We start from the raw sequence: 21,796 nt of genomic DNA on the forward strand, positions 1-21,796 counted from the left end.
TCTGGCTGGCCGCACCGCCGGAAGGCCGTTTCCCACCCAGGACGTTGCTGATGGTGTGACCGCAGACGGTCGTTGCGGAGGAGCAACCGGCGGCGTAACCCCGCATCGTTGCCGTCCTGCGCCAGGCGGCATCGACGAGAAGAGCCCTTACGCGACATCTGCATGCTTTGCAGCGAATGCAGGTGCAGCGCTAGCGACCGGCCCTTAGCTGACGTTGGTTGGAAAGAGCCGTGCCGCGGCGCGGCGCCGGTCGCGCACAGCTGGCAACGCCGAATACAAACGCGAAGGCCTTCTGCCTGACAATCCGTTGCCTTAAGGAAGGCTCAGACTGGCTCATCGCTCTGGCAGCTATATATCCGCTTGGAAGTTCGCACCAGTGTGTCTACCGTGAGCGGAAACTGAGCAACCATGTCCAACACAAAGCAGATCCTTTCCATGCTGCGCAGCCGCGCTGAAGGCGACGAGGACCAATTCCTCGCGATCGCCCTTCAAATTGCTGCTGCCGAAGCGCGGCAGGGACGGCGCACCAATGCCGAATTGCTGCGCGCTGCGGTCGAAGACGTGCGTCGGGGCGGTGGCGACAAACCCTCTGTGCGGGTAGCACTCGCCCAGCCTCGCGGCGATCTCGAGGCTCTTCTAGACCTCCGCGAGCCGACCATTCGTCTGCCTCAAGTCGTGCTCTCCGACTCCGTTCGCGCGAGACTTGATGGCGTCGTTCTTCAGCAAAGCCGTCGCTCTTGGCTCCGCGAGGGCAACCGTGTGCCCTCCCGTCGCCTGCTCTTCGCCGGACCTCCAGGATCGGGCAAGACGATGACGGCGGAGGCGCTTGCTGGCGAACTGCGCCTGCCCCTCCTCGTCGTCCGTCTCGAAGCCTTAATAACTCGCTTCATGGGCGAAACGTCAGCCAAGCTTCGGCTCGTGTTCGACGAAACGATCCGGCGGCGCGGCGTGTATCTCTTCGACGAGTTCGATGCCGTGGGCGGCAAGCGCGCCGCGACCAACGATGTCGGCGAGATGCGACGCGTTCTAAATAGCTTTCTGCAGTTCATGGAAGAGCCCGCGTCTACCGACAGCATCATCCTCGCGGCGACGAACCATCCTGAACTTCTCGATCCCGCGCTGCAGCGCCGGTTCGACGATGTTCTGCTCTTCGAGATGCCGTCGCCCGACGAGATCCGAGAGGTGATCCGCAACCATCTTCGGCCGATGAAGTATCCGAGAATATCTTGGGACCGGGTCGTGGAGGCCGGGCGCGGGCTAAGCCAGGCGGAACTCGCCCGGGCCGCCGATGAAGCTGCGAAAGCTGCCCTCCTCTCGGAGCGGGATACGATCCGTACACACGACCTGCTCGAGCAGCTGGCAGCGCGGCATCAGATGCGCGACGTCTTCAGGGGCGACCAACAGGCGGCTCGCTGATCTATGGCCGACTACGACCGTCCGCACATCGACATCTCGCCTTTTCTGACTACCAGCTCTTACAAGGCGCATCAGTCTCCCGGAGGTCGGACGTTCACGCGTAACCGTGACCAACACGGTCCTCGCTTGAGCGCCGGCCTGGTCGCCTCTCTCACGGCCGCCGAGGCACGCCGCCCGGCCCCAGACACCCTTCCGCACGGCGTCCAGCCAGGTGGAGGTGCGTTCGTCACCGTCATTCTCCATCCCAATGCCCGCGAGCTCGACCTCGAGAAACCAAAGAAGGGCGTTCGCCAAAGCGCTGCAGGCGAAGCCAACGGGCGCCGGACCATGGTCCTGCACATGGCTGATGAGGATGCACAGGCCTATCTGCGCGAACGGGTCGAGAGCTATCTAACTGGCGAACTCAACGATCGCGAACGCCCGCCTCTCTATTCGGAGATGGAACCCATCGACGGCTTCTCGCCGACGGAGCTTTTAGACCTATGGCGTGAGGACCCCGGGACCCTTCCGACCGATGCCAACGGATCGACATGGTGGGGTCTCTGGTGCTGGGATGACTTCGTCGATGACGTGACGGGCGTAGCGCGCGCCCTCGAGATGCATGTCGCACCGGAAGACCGTTGGAGCAGCGCCATCGGAAAGACTGAACGAAGTGCCCTCCGTCGAAGGTTTGGCTACGGCATGCCCGACCTGTCCCGGGCCCTGGCCTCCGCATCGACTGACCTTGCGCTCGTCTCACAAGCCTACATCCAGCCCTTCGACCGACCTGAGATCAGTCGTCGTGATGCGATGAGGCGGGTAGGACCAGTCACCTTCGGATCCGCACATTACTACGACTTGCCATGGCCGACCCGCACCCTCGAGACCTTGGAGAACTGTCTGGTCGAATTGAAGGTCACGCTCTCCTACTTCGTGGAGCCATACCCGCTGAAAGGCGCCATGTTGGATCCGGCGCGCTACCGCTCGTTCGGGCTGCGCTTCGACCTCAAGCGCCCCAGAGAGACCAACGCGGAGTTCCAGCGCCGCCGCAACGCGGAGATGGGAGCTCGGATTCAAGCAGCCGAAGACGATCCGAATTGGGCGTTCGGCCCGAAGTCGATCGCCGCCGGCTCGATTCACTGCGATACCTGGTCCGGCACCGCAGTCGAACTCGCTTCCCGCGATCAGCTCGCGATCTATCCGGTAATGGGTTGGTGGCGCGACCGACCGGGCCAAGGGCGCTATCTCGACAAGGCGCGCTACGCGCTTGTCGTTACGCTGACGGCGCCCGAAGCCGGGATAGACTTGCAGGCCGAAGTCGAGATCGCGGCACGGACCCGGATCGCGGCGCAGGCCCAAATTGCTATAAACATGCCGAGGACGGGTGAGTAACCGCTCTCGCTTGTCAAATTGTGAATTTCGCACCCGCAGCGAACGACCGCTTTCCGCCCTTCGACTGTTCCAAGCCCATGCGTGGTCTGGGACCTTTGCAGGCGCGCCCATTACCGGAAGGTCCCGCATAAAGGACAGATCATGGCGGCAGGCCACCTGCCACTCTGTGTTACATAAATCAAATTACAGCTCATTCGGACCTCCCGCGGTGGATTCACAAACGAAGTGCAAATGCCAAAGTAATACAGGTATTTGCAACGAGATTGGCGAATGGCTACCCACTACCAGCACCTGAGTTTCGATGAGCGTCGAAAGATCGCCAAATGGCTTGAAGGCAAGATGCCGGTGCCAGGAATTGCAGATCGCCTTTCGCGTCCGCCCTCAACAATCTATCGGGAGCTGAAGCGGAATACGTATCAGGACGCCGAACTCCCGCAGTATAGCGGCTACTACGCGGTGAATGCTCAGGACAAGTATGAGCGCCGCCGTGCGATTCACCGAAAGCTGGTCGCCAACCCGAAGTTGAAAGCAGCAGTCGAGGGTGCGCTGAAGGCGGGTTGGTCTCCCGAACAGATCGCCGGCCGGATGCGGCTTGAGCAGCACGGGATACGCGTCAGCCATGAAACGATCTACCGCTTCGCCTATTCGAAGCTTGGGATTGAGGAAGCTTTCTATCGTCACCTGCCCGAGCATCGCAGGCGCCGCAGGCCGCGGACGCACCGGCGATATCAGCGTAGTCACATCCAGGACAGCCAAAGCTTGTGCCACCGGCCCTTGACCGTTGCAGAGCGTCAGCAGTTCGGCCACTGGGAGTGCGATCTGATGATGTTCCGCAAGGAAAACGGCAAGGTGAATGTCACCTCCCTGGTCGAGCGGGTCAGCCGATTTACCGTTGCCATGCGCAATGAGGATCGCCGCTCCGAGCCAATCATGGAAGCGCTGATCGCAGGGCTCGCCCCCCTGCCCGCCGAGGCACGCCAGTCGATCACCTTCGACCGCGGAACCGAATTCTCTGCCTGGCGACGGTTGACGGATGGGATCGGTCTCGTCAGCTGGTTCTGTGATCCGCAGGCCCCGTGGCAAAAAGGAACTGTTGAGAACACGAATGGCAGGCTGAGAAAGCACCTGCCCCGTTCGACCGAACCAACGGCTCTGACAAATCGATATCTGACGTCGATTTGCCAGAGCCTTAACTCCACGCCGCGCAAGTGCCTGGGCTACCGGACGCCCGCGGAGGTCTTCGAAAGCAACCTCATGGCCATCAGCAATAGATTGAAATAAAGAAAAAAACAGAAGTTTGCGCTTCGGCGTGAGTTCACTCGCGGCGGTCCGGGGGCGGTAAGCTTACTTCGGTCGCTGCCTCATCGGGAACATGTCCTCGCCCCCTTGATGCAGCCGGACATGATGGCGGCGGCACAGCCACCTGACGTTCAGCGGCTCGTCGTAGCGGTCGTGGTGACCATCCACCTTGTCGCTGCCGCACACTTCACAGGCGCCTTTTTGCAGGACACCCGAGACGAGGGACCGTTGCACGGCCAGGTGGGCGTTGTACTTGAGCAAGTTGGAACGGCGCCAGTTCGTCTGTCGGGTCTCACTCTTCAGGGTCGGCTGGCGGGGAACGGCTAGCTTGTCCGTCATCGGCGCTGCGTCCGATCTATCGACGCCCGCCGAGCATCGGCTGACCTGTGCCGTTGAAACGTGCATGCTGGACTTCCCCTCGTAGGCCGACCGTAACACGAAATGCCCCTGCCCTTCAAAATCTAGCCAGCAACTTGCTGTTGCGCGCCGTCATCAGGGCGGGTTTCCGCGCGTCCCCTGCCTCGAGAATGGCCCTGGCGCGCATTGCGTCGGATAGTGGCGCAACACTTGCATTAGAAACCTGCCGATGAAGCTGCACGTCCTGACTGCCGCCCTTCTGGCCGCCATCGAGCGCTTCGAGCGGAGCGTGGCTCGCTTCCCGACGTCGATTCATCGACGTTCAGGCCGTTCTGTGCGACTTGTGGCGCAGCGACGGGTTTCCGCAGCTGGACGCTCTGATCATCGTCGCCCTTGCTCACTCTAACACTGCTGTCAGTTTACGACTGTACCGGATAGCTGGAGGTCCGATCACCAGAAGCAACGAGATGAGCAGGAAGCCTCCGGCCACCGGTCGGGAGATGAAGACCGACCAGTCGCCCTGGCTGATCATCAGGCTGCGGCGGACGTTCTCCTCGAGGATCGGCCCCAGGATCAGACCGAAGGCCAGCGGCGTGGCGGGCAGGTTCAACTTGTGGAACACCCAGCCAAGCAGTCCGAACGCCGCCATCACGTAGACATCGTTCATGTCATTGCGAATCGCGAAGGCGCCGATCACGCAGAAGACGGCCACGACGATCAGCATCACCCGCGGCGGAACGCGCGTGATCAGGACCGCGAAGCGCAGGCTGGCCAGCCCCACCACCAGCGTCGCCACAAGCGCCAGCAGGACCGAGGCATAGATCCACGCGACAAAGGTCGGATTGGCCGCGAACAGCGTGGGCCCAGGTTGCAGCCCGTGCAGCAGCAGCGCGCCCATCAGGACCGCGGTGATCGTATCCCCCGGCACACCGAGTGCCATCAGCGGGATCAGCGAGCCGCCGACGCCGGCGCTGTTGGCGGCCTCGGGCGCGACGAGGCCGTCCGGCTCGCCGCTGCCGAAGCCGGCGCGGTTCGGCGACAGGCGCTTTTCCACCGCGTAGGCGATCGACACCGCGACGGCCGAGCCCGCAGCCGGGATCGCCCCGATGAAGGTGCCGATGACCGAGCCGCGCAGCATCGGGCTGACGCGGCCGGCAAGATCGCGCAGCGGCACGGTGATGCGCCCGATGCTGGGCCGCATCAGCACCCGGTCGCCGGGCAGCGACAGCGCCCGCAGCACCTCGGCCAGACCGAAAAGACCGATGATGACGGGCACCAGCGAGATGCCGGCCTGCAGCGCCGGCTGGCCCATCGTGAAGCGCTGCGCATCCGTCAGCGGATCGAAGCCGATCATCCCGATCAGGACGCCGATCAGGCCGATGACGGTGGCAACGATGGTCGAGCCATTGGACGAAAAGGACAGCATCACGAGGCCAAACAGGGCAACCGCCGCAAACTCGGGCGAGCGGAAGTTCGTGGCCACCCTGGCCAGCAGCGGGGTCAGCGTCACCAGCAGCGCCAGCCCGATCAGGCCCCCGATGCTCGAGGCGATCAGCGCGTAGCTGAGCGCCTGCCCCGCCCGGCCGGCGCGCGCCATCGGGTAACCCTCGACCTGGGTGAAGATCGCGGCGGGCGTGCCCGGCAGCTTCAGCAGGATCGCCGAAATCGAGCCGCCATAGACGCTGGACATGAAGATCGCGATCAGGAACAGGATCGCGGCGCCGGTCTCCATCGCGAAGGTGACCGGCAGCATCACGGCCAGCGCCATGGTCGAGCTGATGCCCGGGATCGCCCCCAGCACGAGGCCTAGCAGCGCGCCAAGCGCCAGCAGCGCGAGCATCGCCGGATCGGTGGCAAAGCCCGAAAGAACGTCGAGGAAGGTGGCGGTCATCAAAGTGCCTCAGCTGGGAAGCGGCAGGGTGAGCAGCCGGATGAAGATGACGTAGACGGCAAGGCCCGTGCCAAGCCCGGCCAGAGCGGACCGCAGCAGCCGGCCAGCGGGCGGCCCGCCCGAAATGACCATCATCCAGCCAAAGGTGAACAGCGCGACGGCCGGCGCGGTGCCCAGATGCGCCATCAGCACGGGCATGGCCACGACGCTGGCAAGAAACAGCAGCGGCATCAGGCTGCGCGTTTCCCCTATGGCCGTTGCCGGATCGCGGGGCGCGCGCAAGCCCGCGATCAGCAGGCCGACCCCGGTCGCGCCGACGGCCAGCAGGCACAGCGCCGGCAGCGCGAATGGCCCCGGATCGGCGGGCATCACGAAATTGGTGAAGGCGGCGCGGCTGGATTGCAGGGCCGCCCCGCCGACAAGCGCGGTTGCCAGCAGCAGAAGGCCTCCCGCCAGATGCCGACGGCGCGGCGGCAGAACGCCCTCTTCGGTCATTGCCGCGCCAGCTCGGCCGAGACCAGACCGGCGCTTTCCAGCAGCGGGTAGATCAAATCGACCTGCCGCTGCAGTTCGGACGCGGCCATTTCCGCATCGCCAGGGCGCAGGACCATGCCGTTCCGTTCGGCGGGCTCGGCAAAGGTCGGGCTTTCCACGGCAGAGACGATGGCTGCCGACAGCGTCTGCGCGATCTGCGGGTCCAGCCCCGTGGGCGCGGCGATCATCACGAAGTCATTGGCGACCAGATCCACCCCCTGCTCGCGGAAGGTCGGCACGTCCGGCAGCATGGGATGACGCTCGGGCGACATGACGCCCAGAATGCGCACGGTGCCGCCGCGGTAATGCTCGAGCACGGGCGGGATCGGCAAGGTGGCCGACGCGATCTCGTTCGTGATGAGGGCGGTCACATTGGGTGCATGCCCCTGATACGGGATCTGCACGATGGGCTGTTCGATGGCTTGGGACAAGGCGTTGGCGAAGACGAAGCTGTTTCCGCCCTGCGGGTCGTTGCCATTGATCAGCGCGCCTGGATCGGCGCGCACCGCCTCGATATAGCCGTCCAGCGTCTCGATCCCGGTCGCGGCCGTCACCTGCAGCGCGCCCGGGTCGTCGCTGATATAGGCCACCGGCTCCAGCGCATCCAGGCGGGTGGCATTGGGGTTCATGAAGGATTGAGAGATGGCGTGCATCCCGATCAGACCGATGGTATAGCCGTCCGCATCCGACTGCTCCAGATGACGAACCCCGGTCGAGCCGCCTGCACCGGTGACATTGTCGATCACAACGGGCACGCCGACCTGCTCGGACAGGCTGGCGCCCAGAAGGCGCGCGGCGATGTCATGCCCGCCGCCCGCGGGCCAGGCCACCACGATATGGATCGGTCGTTCGGGATACTCGGCCAGTGCGGCACTTGGCGCGATGAGCGCCGCCAGCATTCCCGTGGCCGCGAAGAGAGTGGTCGCGTGTCTGGACATCGCAGTATCTTCCCTGTTGCTGTTCTGGTGATGAGCCTTGCCGGGTTCTATGCCCGATCCTTGGACGAATGCTGGCATATTCTCGTTCGTATGCAAACATATTTTGAAGCGCCGCTTCTTCTTTGCGCAGTCCCCCCGGCCAAGGCCGCGGTTTCAGGCAGCTCGTCAAAGATCAAGGCGGACATCGCCCTTGGGGCGACTGCAGCACAGCAGCACATGGCCCTCGCCCGGGTCCTCGGTCATGTCGGTCAGATACTCGACCTCGCCCGACAGAAGCCGGCAGCGGCAGTCCCCGCAAAGGCCGGCACGGCAGCCGAACATCGGCGACAGGCCGGCATCCTCGGCCAGCTCCAGCAGGGTCGTTCCCGCCTCGGGCCAAGCCACCGGCGCTGCAAGGCTGGCGAAGCTGACCGCGCCGGGGCCGGCAGCAGCGGCGGTCGGGCGTAGCATGGCGGCAAAGACCTCTTGCTGGATGCGGGCGTCGGGCAGGCCGAGCGCCAGCAGATGCGCCCTCATCGCGTCCATGAAGCCGGACGGCCCGCACAGATAGGCCAGCCACCGATCCTGCGGCAGCCTTGCCCGAAGCGCCTGACGGTCCAGCCGGCCAAGAAGATCGCCCGGAAGCAGGTCGGCGGCGGCCCCTGTCCGGGCAAGGTGAAGGCTGACATCGGGCGCGCGGGCAAAGCTGCGCCATTCGGCGATCAGGGCGTCGTCGCCGCTGCGCGCGGCATGGATCGCCACGACGGGACGGCCGGGCGACGCGATCAGATCGTGCAGCATGGCCATGGCGGGCGTGATGCCGATGCCGGCGGTCAGCAGCAGCACGGGATCGTCGCCGTCATCCAGGTGGAACTGGCCGTGCGGGGGTGCGACCATGACCCGCGCCCCGACCGCCAGCCCGTGCAGATGCCCCGAGCCGCCCCGCCCGCCGGGCGCGCGCTTGACGGTGAGGCGGTAACGTCCCGTGTCCGCGGGGCCGGATGAAATCGTATAGGTCGCCACCGGCCGCCCCGGACAGTCCAGAGACAGGCCCAGATGCTGGCCGGCGCGGAACGGCACCCAATCGCCCGGCCGCTCGGGCGAGAGCCACAGCGAGACGACGCCCTCCGCCTCGGGCACCCGACCCGTGACGCGGAAGGGGCGGAAATCGGGCGCCGCCTCAGTCATGGTAGACGAAGGCCGGGGTCGGCTCGGCCGAGATGTCCTCGGTCCGCTCGCGTTCGAGTAGCTCGCCGATGCGCTTGCGATAGACCATGGGCCCGCGGTCGATGGCGATGCGGATGGGGCGGCGGTGCTGGGGGCGCCGCTCTTCGGCATGGACCGCTTCCAGGATCGCGACATCCTCGGCGAAGGCTTTCTGCAGCAGCGCGTCGATCCGGGCCGAGGCCTCGGCATCGTCGACCGCCGTGTTCCGCAGATGCATCCAGCGATCGACGGTCCGGTTTTCGTCCACCGGCGTCATGAAATGAAGCGCGAAGACCCGGTTGCCCCGGTCGCGCTCATCCTCGGCGATGCGGTCCTCGACCGCGGCCGAGCCGAAGTCGATCACCGCGAGCGACGGCAGATGCAGGTGGTAATAGTGCCAGCGGTCGACATTGCCCTCGAAGCCGCCGAAAGCCTTGAAGAAGCCCACCGGCTCGGCATCGCGGATCCAGCGCCAGGCGGTGATCGCGCGGCCCTCGGTCACGACATGGACCGGCACGTTCTCGGAGGCCGAGTTTCCAAGCGTCGTCGGATGCACGAAGCTGACATGCGCCGGATCGACGAGGTTTTCTGCGACGTTGAGATAGTTCGAGGCGATGTGCAGCGCCCCGCCCTGATGCGCATGCCATGCGGGATCGGACATCTGGGGCATGTAGAAGATGTCGGCCTCATCGGCGCGGGCCTTGTCGCCCATCCAGATCCAGACAATGTCGTGGCGCTCGACGATGGGAAAGCTGGCGACGCAGGCCGAAGGCGGGATCTTGTCCTGACCGGGGATGCGCGTGCAACTGCCGTCGCTGTCGAAGGTCAGCCCGTGATAGCCGCACTGGACCCGGTCGCCGATGCGCTTGCCCATGGACAGGGGCAACTGGCGGTGCGGGCAGCGGTCATGCAGCGCGGCGACCGAGCCGTCGATGCGGCGATACAGCAGCACCGGCTCGCCCAGGATCTCGAAGCGCCTGAGCGTGTCGTCGACCTCTGAAGACCAGGCGGCGACATACCAGGCGTTGCGGACAAGAGTGGTCATCTGGCGGCTCCCATTGCGGTTGGCTGTCCTCACGATAGTGCGTATACGCACTAATTTGAAATGGCCATCCGGGATTTCTGCGACCATTGTGCCAGCCCTGCGTCCCGTTGCCCGGAAATCAGCTGGTCTGCTCAATCGCTGTTCAGAAGCCGGTCCAGCAGGTCCATGAAGCGCCGCTGCTCGGCCGGGGACAGGGGCTTCAGCAGATCGCGACCGGCCTGCCGGCTGATCGCGAGATGCGCGGTGACAAGCGACCGACCTGCCGCGCTGAGCTCGATCACATGCATCCGGCGATCCTCGCTGGACTGGCTGCGGGTGATCAGCCCGGTTTGCAGCAGCTTGCGGATAATGGCGCTGGTCGTGGAGGGGTCCATCGACACCTGTTCGCCCAAGGTGACCTGCGAAGCAGGGCCCGTCTGAAGCAGCGTCGCGAGGATCGCGAATTGCGGCGCCGTCAGGCTGGCCTCCGGCGAGGCGGCGTTGAATAGCTGCGCCGCGCGCTGATGCAGGCGGCGTGCCAGCTGGGCCGGATGCCGTGTGACGTCATAGGCCCCCTCGTCCCACGGGGGCCTGTCCGCCCCCGCGTCGCGCCGGTTCTTTCCGCTCATGCCTGCAATCCCCGTTCAGAAGCTTTCGTTGCTATGGCACGGCGCGGCCGGGCCTTGCAAAGCGTGCGATGCGAAGGGCCCGCATCTTTCGATGCGGGCCCGCCTTGTCCGGGAAGCGAAATGTCAGGCCGTCTTCGCGGCGCCCATGGGCTGCGGGCGGGGGTCGATGAAGCCGTCCAGCACCTCGTCCGGCGAAGGGCGGCTGACCAGGCTGACGCCGATGAAGATCAGCGCCGCGACCGGGAAGCCGAGAACGCCCGCATTCAGTCCCATCAGTGAGTTGCCGGTCAGATACATCCCGAACACGAAGACCACCCCGCCGATGATCGAAGCGATCGCCCCCGTCGCCGTGGCCCGCGACCAGAAGAACGTGCCAATGGTCGCTGGAACGATTACCACCAGTCCGACCGAGGTCGCCACCGAGAGGATCGCGATCATGCTGAACTCCATCGCAGCAAAGCCCATCGCCAGCAGCGAGATGACCGGGATCACGAACTTGCCGATCTTCAGCTGCCGTGCGTCATCGCGGTCCCCGGTCAGGTTGGCGTAGACATCGCGCGAGAAGATCGAGGACAGCGTCAGCAGGATCGAATCGATGGTCGACACGGCGGCCGCCATGATCCCGATCATCACGATCACGCCCAGCACCGGCGGCACGAAGTCCGACGACAGCAGCATTGAAGTCGCCAGATCAGGGCGCTCCAGATCCGGGAAGGCGAGGAAGGCCGAGAAGCCCCAGATGACCGAGACCAGCGTGTAGACCAGCCCGAAGCACAGGAAGATGATCAGCATCCGGCGCAGCGCGCCGAGCGATGCCGGCATGAACAGGCGCTGGCTAACCTGCGGGTTGGAGATGGCGAAGAAGAACCATGGCAGGGTCATGCCGAGGAAGGTCGCGAAGCTGAACAGGCCGGGTCCCGGCACCTGAAGCATGGCGGGGGATGCCTCGGCGATGCGCTCGAACATGGTGAAGAAGCCGCCAAGCTCGGCCACGACCAGCACGCAGACGGCGCTGGACGCGACGATCATCACGCCGGCCTGCAGGCTGTCGGTCCACATCACCGAGCGGATGCCCGCGATATACGAGAACAGGATCGCCAGCACCGTGGCGATCAGGATGCCCGTGCCGAAGCTGATCTGGCCCTGCGTCATACCCGATAGCAGGTAGCCCACGCCGGACAGCTGCACCGCCGAATAGGGGATCAGGAAGACGAGGCTGGTCAACCCGGCCAGGATCGCCACCCATTTGCTGCCATAGCGCGTGCCCAGCATCTCGTAGGGGGTGACGAAGCCGTGGCGCTTGCCTGCGCGCCAGAAGCGCGGCCCGAAGATCGCGACCAGCGTGACCCCGGCAAAATAGACGATCTCGAAGCCGAGCGCGCCGACGCCGCCGCGATAGGTCAGCCCGGCGAGGCCTACCATCATAAAGGCCGAATAGGTCGTCGCGGAATAGCTCAGCGCCGACACGACGCCGCCCATACCCCGGTCGCCGAGGAAGTAGCCGGACATGGACGTCGTCGGGCCAGAGCGCGAGAGCCATGCAACGACAAGCGACAGCACCACGTAGATGGCTATGCCCCAGATGACGAGCGAGAGGGTCATTCCGCGTTCTCCGTGAAGCCGGCCGTGGCGGTGATGTTCAGGATGATGATCGCCACACCGGCCAGGGTCCAGAAGAGGAAGCTGCCATACCAGGCGGCGATGTGACCGATGAGGGCGTAAGGGACAAGATAGCAGGCCAGGATAACCAGGCTGACCAGCTTCAGCGACAGGCTGCGGGACATTCGTTCAACTCCCCGTTGGTGATGGGCGGTCTTCAGCCCGGCGGGCCCGACCTCCTCGTTCACATGATTGGACCTGCGCGTGCACGCGCAGATCGGTCGCGCGTCCCGGCCCTAGTGCAGCGGAACGGTCATTGGATCATATGCATACACCCATGCCGGATCTTCCGGCTGCTTCAGCCAGGTGTTCGCATTCGAGATCGTCTGGACCTTGGTCGCCCGCTCGCGCCGGGCCTCCTCATAGATCCGGAAGGCGGTGCGGTAATCCTCGGTCCCGGTCAGGGACAGGGCGCGGGTCAGAACTGCCGCATCCTCGATCGCCATGCAGGCGCCCTGCGCCATATGGGGGCGCATCGGGTGGCAGGCGTCGCCCAGAAGGCACAGCCGGCCTTGGCTCCACAGGCTCATGGGGTCGCGGTTCCAGAACGGCCATTTCGTCACCTCGGTCGTGGCGTCGATCAGGCCGCGGACCATGGGATGGGCGCCGGCGCCGAAGATCGCCTCCATCTCCTCGCGCGAGCTGTCGACGAAGCCGGCATTGTGATCCCAGCTGTCCACGGGCACGCCGGTGACATAGTAATATTCGCTTCCGTCGCCCTTTGTAGCGTAGGCCATGATGTGGCGCGACTGGTCCCACCACCATTTGACGCAGCGCTCATAGTCCAGCCCGGTCGCGCGCAGCTTGTCCATGTCGACCAGCGCGCGATGCCCGATCCAGCCGGAAAACCGGGGTTTCTCGACGCCCAGCAGCTTTTCCCGGATGCGCGAGTTGATCCCGTCCGCGCCGATCACGAGGCCCGCCGCGACCTGCCGGCCATTGGCGAAGGTTAGAAGAACATGGTCCTCGCGCTCTTCCAGATCGGTCAGGCCGTGGTCGAAATGCAGGCGATCTTTTGGCAGGATGGCGATCTGCTCGGCGTGGAGATCGCCGCGATGGATGGTGATGTAGGGCGCGCCGTATTCGCGTTTGGCAAAATCCCCAAGCTTGATCCGCGACAGGTATTCCCCCGTCATCCCGTCGCGCGAGAACCAGTGGTCAGGATGGGCGCCGATCGCGGCAAGCCGGTCTTCCAGCCCGATCGTGCGAAAGATCTTCATCACGTTCGGACCGATATGGATCCCGGCCCCGAGGCGCACGAATTCAGGCGCCTGTTCGAAGACATGCACCTCGAAGCCAGCTTCGATCAGCAGGGCAGCGGCTGCCGCGCCTCCGAGGCCGGCGCCGATGACGGCAATGTCGATGCGATCGATGGCGTTCACGTGGCTATCTCCCATCAAGTACGTCTAGTTCGTTTGTAGGCGAATGAGTCTAAGGCGCAACTTATTCTCGCGTCGCAGACGAAAATTGTCGGGCCTCTGCCTAAATATCAGTCGCATCAGCGCCAGGCTTCGAGGTCCGGCGCAAAACGGGCACGCAGATAATTCGCCAGTTCGGCGATCCGCGCCTGGTCCAGTTCGGCGCCAAAGGCCGGCATGTCGCGCAGAGGCAGAGACAAGGGCGCCTCGATCCCGTCCCGAATAACGCCGATCACCGCGTCTGGCTGCGGCGCGCGGATCGCCGAAGACATCGTCAGCGGCACTTGCGCTGCTGTCTCGGCACCCGACAGGCCGGGCAGGTGGCAGCTGGCGCAGGCGGCTTCGAACAGGCGCGAGGTCGGGCCGGGCGGCACTTCCGCCTCGATTCGGGGCAGCGGCGGGGCGTCGGTCACCTGACTGGCGAGGTAAGTCGCCATCGCCTGAATATCGGCATCCGGCACCGCGCCGAGGCTGGCGACGATCTCGGCCATTTTGCCCGAGGCGCTGGCGATGCCCGGTGCATGACCGTCCCGCAGATAAGCGGCAAAGGCGGGCTGATCCCAGCCCCGCGCCCCTGCCTCGGGCCCCGCCAGGGGCGGCGCCCAGTCCGTGCCGACCATCGCACCGGCAAAGGCGCGGGAGGCATCCTCGGCGCCAAGGGCGTTTCGCGGCGTGTGGCAGGCGCTGCAATGGCCGGCCGCCTTGACCAGGTAGCGGCCGCGATTCCACGCCTCGCTCTGCGCCGGATCGGGGGTCAGCGGCGCCGGGTCATGGAACATGGCGTTCCAGACGGCGTTCACGGGTCGCAGGTTGACCGGCGTCAGCATCGCAGCGCGGGGCGTTTCCGCCCGCACCGGCGGCAGCGTCTGGAGATAGGCATAGAGTGCCTGCATGTCGCCATCGTCGATCCGCGCGAAGTTCGTGTAGGGAAATGCGGGATAGAGGTTCTTGCCGTCGCGGCTGATCCCGTGGCGCATCGCCCGCTCGAAGGCAGCATAGGACCACTGGCCAAGCCCGGTCTGCGGGTCAGGCGTCAGGTTCGTGCTGTAGACGGTGCCGAAGGGCGTTTCCATAGGCCGGCCGCCGGCAGAGGGCGCACCGCTTTGGGCCGTATGGCAGCCGGCACAGTTTGCTGCGCCGAAGACTTCGGCACCCCGGGCCAGCGTCTCAGAAGTGAACTGCGACGGCGATGGCGCTCGACTGAGCGGGATCGCCGAATGCAGCGGCAGCGCCAGCGCGCCGGCGGTCAGCGCCCCGCCAAGTGCCGCGATGCCGCGCCAGCGCCGCTTGCGCACCGGGCGCGGCGGGGCTGGTAGCGCCGCCGCGACGTTCGCGGCCAGCGCGGCGCGCAGCTTTTCGGGGGTGAAGGGCGCCTCGCGCAGGCGGATGCCGGTGGCGTCGAAGATCGCGTTCGCGATGGCGGCGGCGGCCGGCACGGCGGCGCTTTCGCCGACGCCGAGCGCCGGATCGCCCGGCCGCTCGACCAGCATCGTCCGGATCTCGGGAACCTGCGCAAAGCTCTGGATCGGATAGCTGGCCCAGCTTTTCGCGACCGGCGCGATGGCGTCGAAGGTGACCTCTTCGGTCAGGGTGCGGCTGGCGGTCTGGATGACGTTGCCATGGATCTGCGCGCGCACGCCGTCCGGATTGATGACGAGGCCCTGATCCTGCCCCACAAAGACACGGGTCAGCGTGACCTCGCCCGTTTCGGTGTCGACGGCCACGTCGCAGACCCAGGCCGCCGAGGCCGCCGCGGTTCCCGGAAAGGCGCCATGGACATAGGTGGCATAGGCAAAGCCCTGACCATAGGCCATCCGGCCCTGCCGCCTGAGGCGCGGACCGCGGCCAGACTGCCAGCCGGCCTCGTCCGCGGTGCGGCGGACGAGATCGGCCTGCCGGGGATCGTCCAGATGACGCAGGCGGAACGCGACCGGATCCTCGCCCGCCTCATGCGCCAGCTCGTCGATGAAGCTCTCATGGGCGAAGGTGTTGGGCAGGGCCGAGACGCCGCGCATCCAGGCCGCCCGCACGATGGGCGCCAGATCGTGGCAGGTGATGCGCTTGTGCGGCACGCGGTAGGGCGGCACGATGGTCCGATCGCCCATCATCGCATGATGCGGCTCGGGCGAGATGCGGCCGGTCAGCAGCAGCGCCAGGTTCGGCCCCCGGTTCGAGGGATACCAGCTGTCGAAGCCATAGGCATGAAGATCGCCCGAGAGGCCGATGCCGCCTTGCACCTCCATCAACTGGGCAGCGCCCTTCGGCTCCCACAGATGTTCCTGGGCGCGGGTCAGTTGCACCCGGACCGGACGGCGGACGGCGCGCGACAGCAGCAGGGCATCGCCACAGACATCATCAGCGCAGTTGCGGCCATAGCACCCCGCGGCCTGCAGGCGCCGCACCTCGAGCTGTTCGGGGGCAAGACCGACCAGCAGCGCCAGATCGCCCTGAAGCATGTGCGGGTTCTGTGTTCCCGACCAAACCACCGGCGCGCCGTCCTGCCAGTCCGCCACGCCGCAGGAAGGCCCGATCGAGCCATGCTCGTGGAAGGGCCACAGATAGGTGCGCGCCAGCGTGCTGTGGCATTCAGCAAGGCCACGGGGAAAGTCCCCGGTGCTGTCCAGTAGGCGCGGAGTGGACGGCTGGTCCTTGATCGTCTGCGCCAGCGGCTCCATCGGCGGCAGTGGCGGCGGCATGCGCCAATCGACACGCAGCGCCTCGGCGATCGCCTGCGCCTGCTGCGGGGTCTCGGCGACGACGCCGACGAAATCGCCCTCGACCACGATGTCGACCAGGCCGGGCATCCCCTGGACCGAGGCTCGGTCGACCCCGATCAGGCTGCGCCCGACGAAATCGCCGCTGTCGCGCCCGGCATAAGGCGGGCGCAGGACGTGGCCGTGCAGCATCCCGTCAAGGCGCAGGTCATGGATATAGGTGAAGGCGCCGGTCAGCTTGGCAGGGAGGTCCACGCGCCCCATCGGCCGCCCGACGATGCGATAGTCGGCCGGGTCCTTCACCGGCACCTCGAGGTCCAGCCGCATCGTCAGCTGCGTGCCGGCAATCAGGGGACCATAGTGGATCGAGGCGTCGCGCCAGTGCACCGCACCGCCCTCGGTGGTGATCTCCGCGGCCGGCGCGTTGAACTGCCGGGCGGCAAGGCCCGCAAGCGCTTGCCGGGCCTGCGCGGCCGCTAAGCGCAAAGGATGTGCGGCGACCTGGATCGTCTCGGAGGCGATGGTCGGGCCCTGGTTGGGTGTGCTAGCGGTATCGCCAAGGACGATCCGCACATCGCTCAGCGGCAGGTCCAGCTCTTCCGCGACGATCTGGGCCAGCGCAGTTTCGATCCCGGTGCCCAGATCGACATGGCCGTTCCGGGCGGTGACGCGGCCCGTCTCGTCAATCTGAAGAAAGCTGATGCGCCCCTCGGGACGATCGTCGAAGATTGACAGCAGGCCGGGCAGCGGCTCAGACATCGGCCGCCTCGGCCATGCGGCGGGCGGCGTGGCGGACCGAGGCGACAATCTCGAGATGGGTGCCGCAGCGGCACAGGTTGTCGCGTAGCGCCTGCCGGATCTCGGCTTCGGTCGGGTCGGGATTGCGGGCCAGCAGCGCCACCGCGGTCATCACCATGCCGTTCAGGCAATAGCCGCACTGCGCGCCCTGCCCGTCGATGAAGCCCTGCTGCACCGGATGCAGCGTGCCCGAGTCCGGAGCGGCCAGCCCCTCCAGCGTCGTGACGGCCCGCCCCTGCACCCGCGCCGCGCGCATGACGCAAGATCTGGCCGGAGCGCCGTCAACCAGCACCGTGCAGGCTCCGCACTGGCCAAGGCCGCAGCCGTATTTCGCCCCGTTCAGCTCCAGACGATCGCGCAGCACGTCCAGAAGCGTCAGCCGCGCCGCCCCTGTCACCGCGACAGCCTTTCCGTTCAGCGTAAAGTCCAGCCGCTCCATCCTCGCCCCGCGATCCAGTGCCTCATGCCTCAGCCTGCCTGATGAATCGAATGCACACAAACATTTTTCCCAACTGCCGGCGCGGCGTCCTTCTGCTGCTCGTTTTCCGGGCAGACCCACCTTGACGGGCTTGGCCGGCGACGGGCCATGGCGAACAGCGCCCTGCCGCGTTAAGGACATCTTGCCCCGCAAGGGGGCGGCGGCAAGGGAACGGCATATGACGCGGCAGGAGCTTTCGGAATACCGTCTGGACGATCAGATCGGCTTTCTGCTGCGCAAGGCGCATCAGGCCCATATCGCTATCTGCACTGAAAAGCTGGGAAATCTGCTGACTCCGGTCCAGTTCTCGACCCTGCACCGCCTGGCGACCGAGCCGGGGCCAGTGTCCCAGAACGCCCTTGGCCGCATGGTCGCAATGGATGCCGCCACGACCAAGGGCGTTGTTTCGCGCCTCAAGGAGCGGGGGCTTGTCGTCAGCCGTCCCGACGGCACGGACAAGCGGCGGCACATGCTGTCCACCACCGAGGCCGGGCGCGCGCTTCTCGCCGAGGCCGTGCCTCTGATGCAGGAGATCACCCGGCAGACGCTGGCGCCGCTTCAGCCGTATGAGCAGGACATGCTGCTGGCCCTCCTGCGCAAGATCAGCTGAGCCGCCACTGCACAGATCGCGGGCGATGCGCAAAAGTTTGGGTGCACGCATACGATTCTTCTTGAACCTCTGGCGTACTGCGCCCTAGCCTTTGGAGACTCATCCAGAAGGCAGGACCCATGAGACCCATCCGCATCGGCCAGATCGTCCCCAGCTCCAACGTGACGATGGAGACGGAAATCCCCGCGCTCTTGCGTGCCCGCGAGATGGTGGCGCCCGAGCGGTTCACCTTCCACTCTTCGCGCATGCGCATGAAGCATGTCACCCGCGAAGAACTGGCCGCGATGGATGCCGACAGCGACCGCTGCGCGCTTGAGCTGTCGGATGCCCGGGTCGATGTCATGGGCTATGCCTGTCTTGTGGCGATCATGTCGATGGGCCATGGGTATCACTGCGCGTCGGCCGAGCGGCTGCACGGCGTCACCGCCCAGAACGACGCCGCAGCGCCGGTCATCACCTCGGCCGGTGCGCTGGTCGACGGCATCCGTGCCATCGGCGCCCGGCGGGTGGCGGTCGTCACGCCCTACATGAAGCCGCTGACCGAGATGGTCGTGGACTACATCCGCCACGAGGGGATCGAGGTCGGCGATTACCGCGCGCTGGAGATCTCGGACAATCTGGCGGTCGCGGCGCATGATCCGATGGACCTGCCGGGCATCGTGGCGGGCATGGATGTCTCGGACGTGGACGCCATCGTGCTGTCGGCCTGCGTTCAGATGCCCTCGCTGGCGGCAATCTCGACTGTCGAGGCGCAGACGCGCAAGCCGGTGATCACCGCCGCCGCCGCGACGGTCTGGGCGATGCTGCGCGCGCTGGACCTGCCGACCCGCGTGCCGGGCGGCGGGACGCTGCTGTCGGGGGCCTACTGATGAGCATCACCCCACAGGGCTACAACGTCCACGCCAATGGCATCCGCCAGCACCTGATCCGCTATGCCGGGCCCGGCCCGCAGATGCTGCTGATCCCCGGCATCACCTCTCCGGCGATTACCTGGGGCTTCGTCGCCGAGCGGCTGGCCGAGCGCTACGACGTGCATGTGCTGGACGTGCGCGGACGCGGCCTCAGCGAGGCGGGCGATCTGGATTACGGCGTCGACGCGCTGGCCGATGACGCGGCGGCGCTGGTCGCGGCCTGCGGGCTGGAGAAGCCGGTGCTGCTGGGCCATTCGATGGGCGCGCGCATCGCCATCCGCGCCGAGCGGCGCGCGCCGGGCACCTTCGGCGGGCTGATCCTCGTCGATCCGCCGGTCAGCGGTCCGGGGCGGCGGGCCTATCCGTCTGCCTGGCCGTGGTATGGTGATTCGATCCGGCTGGCGCAGCGCGGCTGTTCAGCCGCCGAGATGCGCGCCTTCTGTCCGACATGGACCGACGCTCAGGTCGCGTTGCGGGCCGAGTGGCTGCACACCTGCCATTACGGCGCCATCAAGACCGCCTATGACGGCTTTCACACCGACGACGTGCATCAGGACATGCCGCATCTCAGCCTGCCCGTCCGGCTGGTCGTCGCGGGCGGCGCCCCCGTCATCCAGCCCGAGGACCTGGCCGAGATCCAGTCCCTCATCCCGAACCTTGAGACGCGCATCGTGGACGGCGCCGGGCACATGATCCCCTGGGACGACCTGCCCGGCTTTCTGGATGCCGTCATGAATTTCAACGCATAACCAACAGGGAAGACGCAGATGGACCATACCAGCTTCACGGAAATCTGCCTGCATCAGCTGAAGATGTCGGGCGTGCACGAGGGCGAGAAGCTGATCGTGCTGACGCAGGGCTCGGACCGGCTGGCCTATGCCGAGGCCTTCATTGCCGCGGGACAGCGGCTCGGGGCCAAGATGTATCACATGCGCCTGCCCGCGCCCCTGCCGACCGACGCTTGGGCGGTGGGCCAGACCGGCCTTGCCGCCATGCCCGATGCCGTCGAGGCGCTGAAGAACTGCGACATGCTGATCGACTGCATCTTCCTGCTGTTCAGCCCCGAACAGTTCGCCATCCAGGCCGCCGGCACGCGCATCCTGACCGCCGTTGAGCCGCCCGAGCTGCTGGCCCGGATGCTGCCCTATCCCGAGCTGCGCGAGAAGGTCACCATCGCCGCCGACATGCTGGACCGCGCCAAGGTCATGCGCATCACCTCGCCCCACGGGACCGACGTCACCTACAAGCTGAACACCTACCGCACGGTGCCGGAATATGCCTGCACCGACACGCCGGGGCGGTGGGATCACTGGCCCTCGGGCTTCGTCTTCACAGGCGGGGACGATGACGGGGTGGACGGTCAGATCGTGGTGGCGCCGGGCGACATCCTGCTGCCGCAGAACCTGATGGTGCGAGAGCCGATCACCTACACGATCGAAAAGGGCTGGATCACCGACATCCGCGGCGGGCTGGAGGCCGAGATCGTCAAGGGCTACATGGCGGCCTTCAACGACAAGCGCGGCTTCGGGATGAGCCATGTGGGCTGGGGCATGAACCCCAACGCAAAGTGGCACAATTTCGTCCCCGGCAGCTTCGAGGGCGGCATGGGCATGGAGCCGCGCAGCTTCTACGGCAATGTCATGTTCTCGACCGGGCCGAACAACGAGCTGGGCGGGCCGAACGACACGGCCTGCCACCTGGACATCCCGATGCGGAACTGCTCGCTGTTCCTCGATGACGAGGCCGTCGTGGTCGATGGCGACATCGTCGTCAAAGAGATCCAGCTGGCCCGCTGACACCCGCCCGCCCCGCGAACCGCCGCGCGGGGCCATCCCCTTGAGGTTCTCCCATGTCCCAGGAACAGGTCTATGATCAGGCTGGCTTCGGCCGGCCGGTCCCGCGCGGGCAGCGCCCCGCCGTGCTGGTGGTCGACTTCACCTATGGCTTCACTGACACGCGATACCCCACCGCCGCCGACATGGCCGGCCCCATCGCCGCAACGCGCGTCCTGACAAATGCCGCCCGAGCTGGCGGTTTCCCTGTCATCTACACGACCATCGCGTATCATCCAGGCGAGGTGGACAAGCTGCCTTGGCTCAAGAAGGCGACCGGCATGGCGGCGTTGCTGGAGGGCAGCCGGCTCGTGCAGATCGACGAATGCACGGGCATCCAACCGGATGATGTGGTGATCACGAAGAAGGGCGCGTCGGCCTTCTTCGGCACGTCTTTGACCGGGTTGCTGGCCGGGGCAGGCGTGGACACCCTGATCGTGACGGGCGCCACGACCTCGGGCTGCGTGCGCGCGAGCGTGGTGGACGCGGTTCAGTCGGGCTTCAACGTCCTGGTGCCCGCCGATTGCTGCGCCGACCGAGCCGCGGCGCCGCATCAGGCCAATCTCTTTGACATGGGCCAGAAATACGCTGACGTGACGGACAGCAACGACATCCTGACATGGCTGCACAGCCTGTCAAAGTAGACAGGTGCATACATCACTCCGGCCAAAGCGGCTGCCGTTTCGGCAACCGCTTTCTATTTTACCACTAAGCCGATAAAATAGTTGGTGA

General features: G+C 66.0%; 20 protein-coding genes. 8 read left to right on the top strand and 12 right to left on the bottom strand.

The features are described 5' to 3' along the window. Positions 1 to 408: 408 nt before the first annotated feature. From BLP73_RS16060 to BLP73_RS16070, 3 genes are all read left to right on the top strand, one after another. Positions 409 to 1,416: an AAA family ATPase gene (locus tag BLP73_RS16060; protein WP_090747050.1), complete on the top strand. Its 1,008-nt coding sequence runs from the start codon at positions 409 to 411 to the stop codon at positions 1,414 to 1,416. A 3-nt stretch (positions 1,417 to 1,419) separates the two neighbouring features. Further along, positions 1,420 to 2,787, top strand: coding sequence for a hypothetical protein (locus tag BLP73_RS16065; protein ID WP_090747053.1), 1,368 nt, complete (start codon positions 1,420 to 1,422; stop codon positions 2,785 to 2,787). Between the two features lie 270 nt (positions 2,788 to 3,057). Further along, positions 3,058 to 4,068: an IS30 family transposase gene (locus tag BLP73_RS16070; RefSeq protein WP_090747056.1), complete on the top strand. Its 1,011-nt coding sequence runs from the start codon at positions 3,058 to 3,060 to the stop codon at positions 4,066 to 4,068. A 63-nt stretch (positions 4,069 to 4,131) separates the two neighbouring features. Here the strand turns inward: BLP73_RS16070 and BLP73_RS16075 are convergent, their stop codons facing one another. The 12 genes from BLP73_RS16075 to BLP73_RS16130 all read right to left on the bottom strand — a co-directional run bounded on the left by BLP73_RS16075 (position 4,132) and on the right by BLP73_RS16130 (position 17,672). Then, positions 4,132 to 4,425, bottom strand: a complete 294-nt coding sequence (locus BLP73_RS16075) for a hypothetical protein (RefSeq protein ID WP_090747059.1) — start codon at positions 4,423 to 4,425, stop codon at positions 4,132 to 4,134. A 415-nt stretch (positions 4,426 to 4,840) separates the two neighbouring features. After that, entirely contained in the window at positions 4,841 to 6,334 is a 1,494-nt protein-coding gene (locus BLP73_RS16080; protein ID WP_090747062.1) for a tripartite tricarboxylate transporter permease, read from the bottom strand. Between the two features lie 9 nt (positions 6,335 to 6,343). After that, on the bottom strand, positions 6,344 to 6,829 hold the full coding sequence (locus BLP73_RS16085; protein ID WP_090747065.1) for a tripartite tricarboxylate transporter TctB family protein: 486 nt from the start codon (positions 6,827 to 6,829) through the stop codon (positions 6,344 to 6,346). Next, a complete protein-coding gene (locus BLP73_RS16090; RefSeq protein WP_175453392.1) occupies positions 6,826 to 7,806 on the bottom strand; it encodes a Bug family tripartite tricarboxylate transporter substrate binding protein in 981 nt (326 codons plus the stop codon). The genes BLP73_RS16085 and BLP73_RS16090 overlap by 4 nt, the downstream gene beginning before the upstream one ends. A gap of 165 nt (positions 7,807 to 7,971) precedes the next feature. Continuing rightward, positions 7,972 to 8,973 (bottom strand): flavin reductase family protein, encoded by a 1,002-nt coding sequence (locus BLP73_RS16095; RefSeq protein WP_090747069.1) that lies wholly within the window; start codon positions 8,971 to 8,973, stop codon positions 7,972 to 7,974. After that, entirely contained in the window at positions 8,966 to 10,036 is a 1,071-nt protein-coding gene (locus BLP73_RS16100; protein ID WP_090747071.1) for an aromatic ring-hydroxylating dioxygenase subunit alpha, read from the bottom strand. The genes BLP73_RS16095 and BLP73_RS16100 overlap by 8 nt, the downstream gene beginning before the upstream one ends. Before the next feature lie 131 nt (positions 10,037 to 10,167). Beyond that, positions 10,168 to 10,644 carry a MarR family winged helix-turn-helix transcriptional regulator gene (locus BLP73_RS16105; protein ID WP_090747074.1) on the bottom strand — a complete coding sequence of 159 codons (477 nt, stop codon included), beginning with the start codon at positions 10,642 to 10,644 and terminating at the stop codon, positions 10,168 to 10,170. A gap of 123 nt (positions 10,645 to 10,767) precedes the next feature. Continuing rightward, positions 10,768 to 12,246 carry a sodium:solute symporter family protein gene (locus BLP73_RS16110; RefSeq protein ID WP_090747077.1) on the bottom strand — a complete coding sequence of 493 codons (1,479 nt, stop codon included), beginning with the start codon at positions 12,244 to 12,246 and terminating at the stop codon, positions 10,768 to 10,770. Next, complete coding sequence (locus BLP73_RS16115; RefSeq protein WP_090747080.1) at positions 12,243 to 12,428, bottom strand: hypothetical protein; 186 nt, start codon at positions 12,426 to 12,428, stop codon at positions 12,243 to 12,245. The genes BLP73_RS16110 and BLP73_RS16115 overlap by 4 nt, the downstream gene beginning before the upstream one ends. Positions 12,429 to 12,539: 111 nt before the next feature. Continuing rightward, positions 12,540 to 13,685 (bottom strand): FAD-dependent monooxygenase, encoded by a 1,146-nt coding sequence (locus BLP73_RS16120; RefSeq protein ID WP_281179934.1) that lies wholly within the window; start codon positions 13,683 to 13,685, stop codon positions 12,540 to 12,542. Between the two features lie 116 nt (positions 13,686 to 13,801). After that, positions 13,802 to 17,194 carry a molybdopterin cofactor-binding domain-containing protein gene (locus BLP73_RS16125; protein ID WP_090747086.1) on the bottom strand — a complete coding sequence of 1,131 codons (3,393 nt, stop codon included), beginning with the start codon at positions 17,192 to 17,194 and terminating at the stop codon, positions 13,802 to 13,804. Then, a complete protein-coding gene (locus BLP73_RS16130; RefSeq protein ID WP_090747090.1) occupies positions 17,187 to 17,672 on the bottom strand; it encodes a (2Fe-2S)-binding protein in 486 nt (161 codons plus the stop codon). Before BLP73_RS16130 ends, BLP73_RS16125 begins: the two co-directional genes overlap by 8 nt. 217 nt (positions 17,673 to 17,889) lie before the next feature. Between BLP73_RS16130 and BLP73_RS16135 the strand changes: the two genes are divergently transcribed. The 5 genes from BLP73_RS16135 to BLP73_RS16155 all read left to right on the top strand — a co-directional run bounded on the left by BLP73_RS16135 (position 17,890) and on the right by BLP73_RS16155 (position 21,708). Then, positions 17,890 to 18,321 carry a MarR family winged helix-turn-helix transcriptional regulator gene (locus tag BLP73_RS16135; RefSeq protein WP_090747092.1) on the top strand — a complete coding sequence of 144 codons (432 nt, stop codon included), beginning with the start codon at positions 17,890 to 17,892 and terminating at the stop codon, positions 18,319 to 18,321. Between the two features lie 119 nt (positions 18,322 to 18,440). After that, a complete protein-coding gene (locus BLP73_RS16140; protein WP_090747095.1) occupies positions 18,441 to 19,190 on the top strand; it encodes a maleate cis-trans isomerase family protein in 750 nt (249 codons plus the stop codon). Continuing rightward, positions 19,190 to 19,981, top strand: a complete 792-nt coding sequence (locus BLP73_RS16145; protein WP_090747098.1) for an alpha/beta fold hydrolase — start codon at positions 19,190 to 19,192, stop codon at positions 19,979 to 19,981. Before BLP73_RS16140 ends, BLP73_RS16145 begins: the two co-directional genes overlap by 1 nt. Positions 19,982 to 19,999: 18 nt before the next feature. After that, entirely contained in the window at positions 20,000 to 21,028 is a 1,029-nt protein-coding gene (locus BLP73_RS16150) for a 2,5-dihydroxypyridine 5,6-dioxygenase NicX family protein (protein ID WP_090747101.1), read from the top strand. A 53-nt stretch (positions 21,029 to 21,081) separates the two neighbouring features. Next, positions 21,082 to 21,708, top strand: coding sequence for an isochorismatase family protein (locus BLP73_RS16155; protein WP_090747104.1), 627 nt, complete (start codon positions 21,082 to 21,084; stop codon positions 21,706 to 21,708). Positions 21,709 to 21,796: the final 88 nt, after the last annotated feature.

Source organism: Paracoccus tibetensis (assembly GCF_900102505.1).
Lineage (GTDB): Bacteria > Pseudomonadota > Alphaproteobacteria > Rhodobacterales > Rhodobacteraceae > Paracoccus > Paracoccus tibetensis.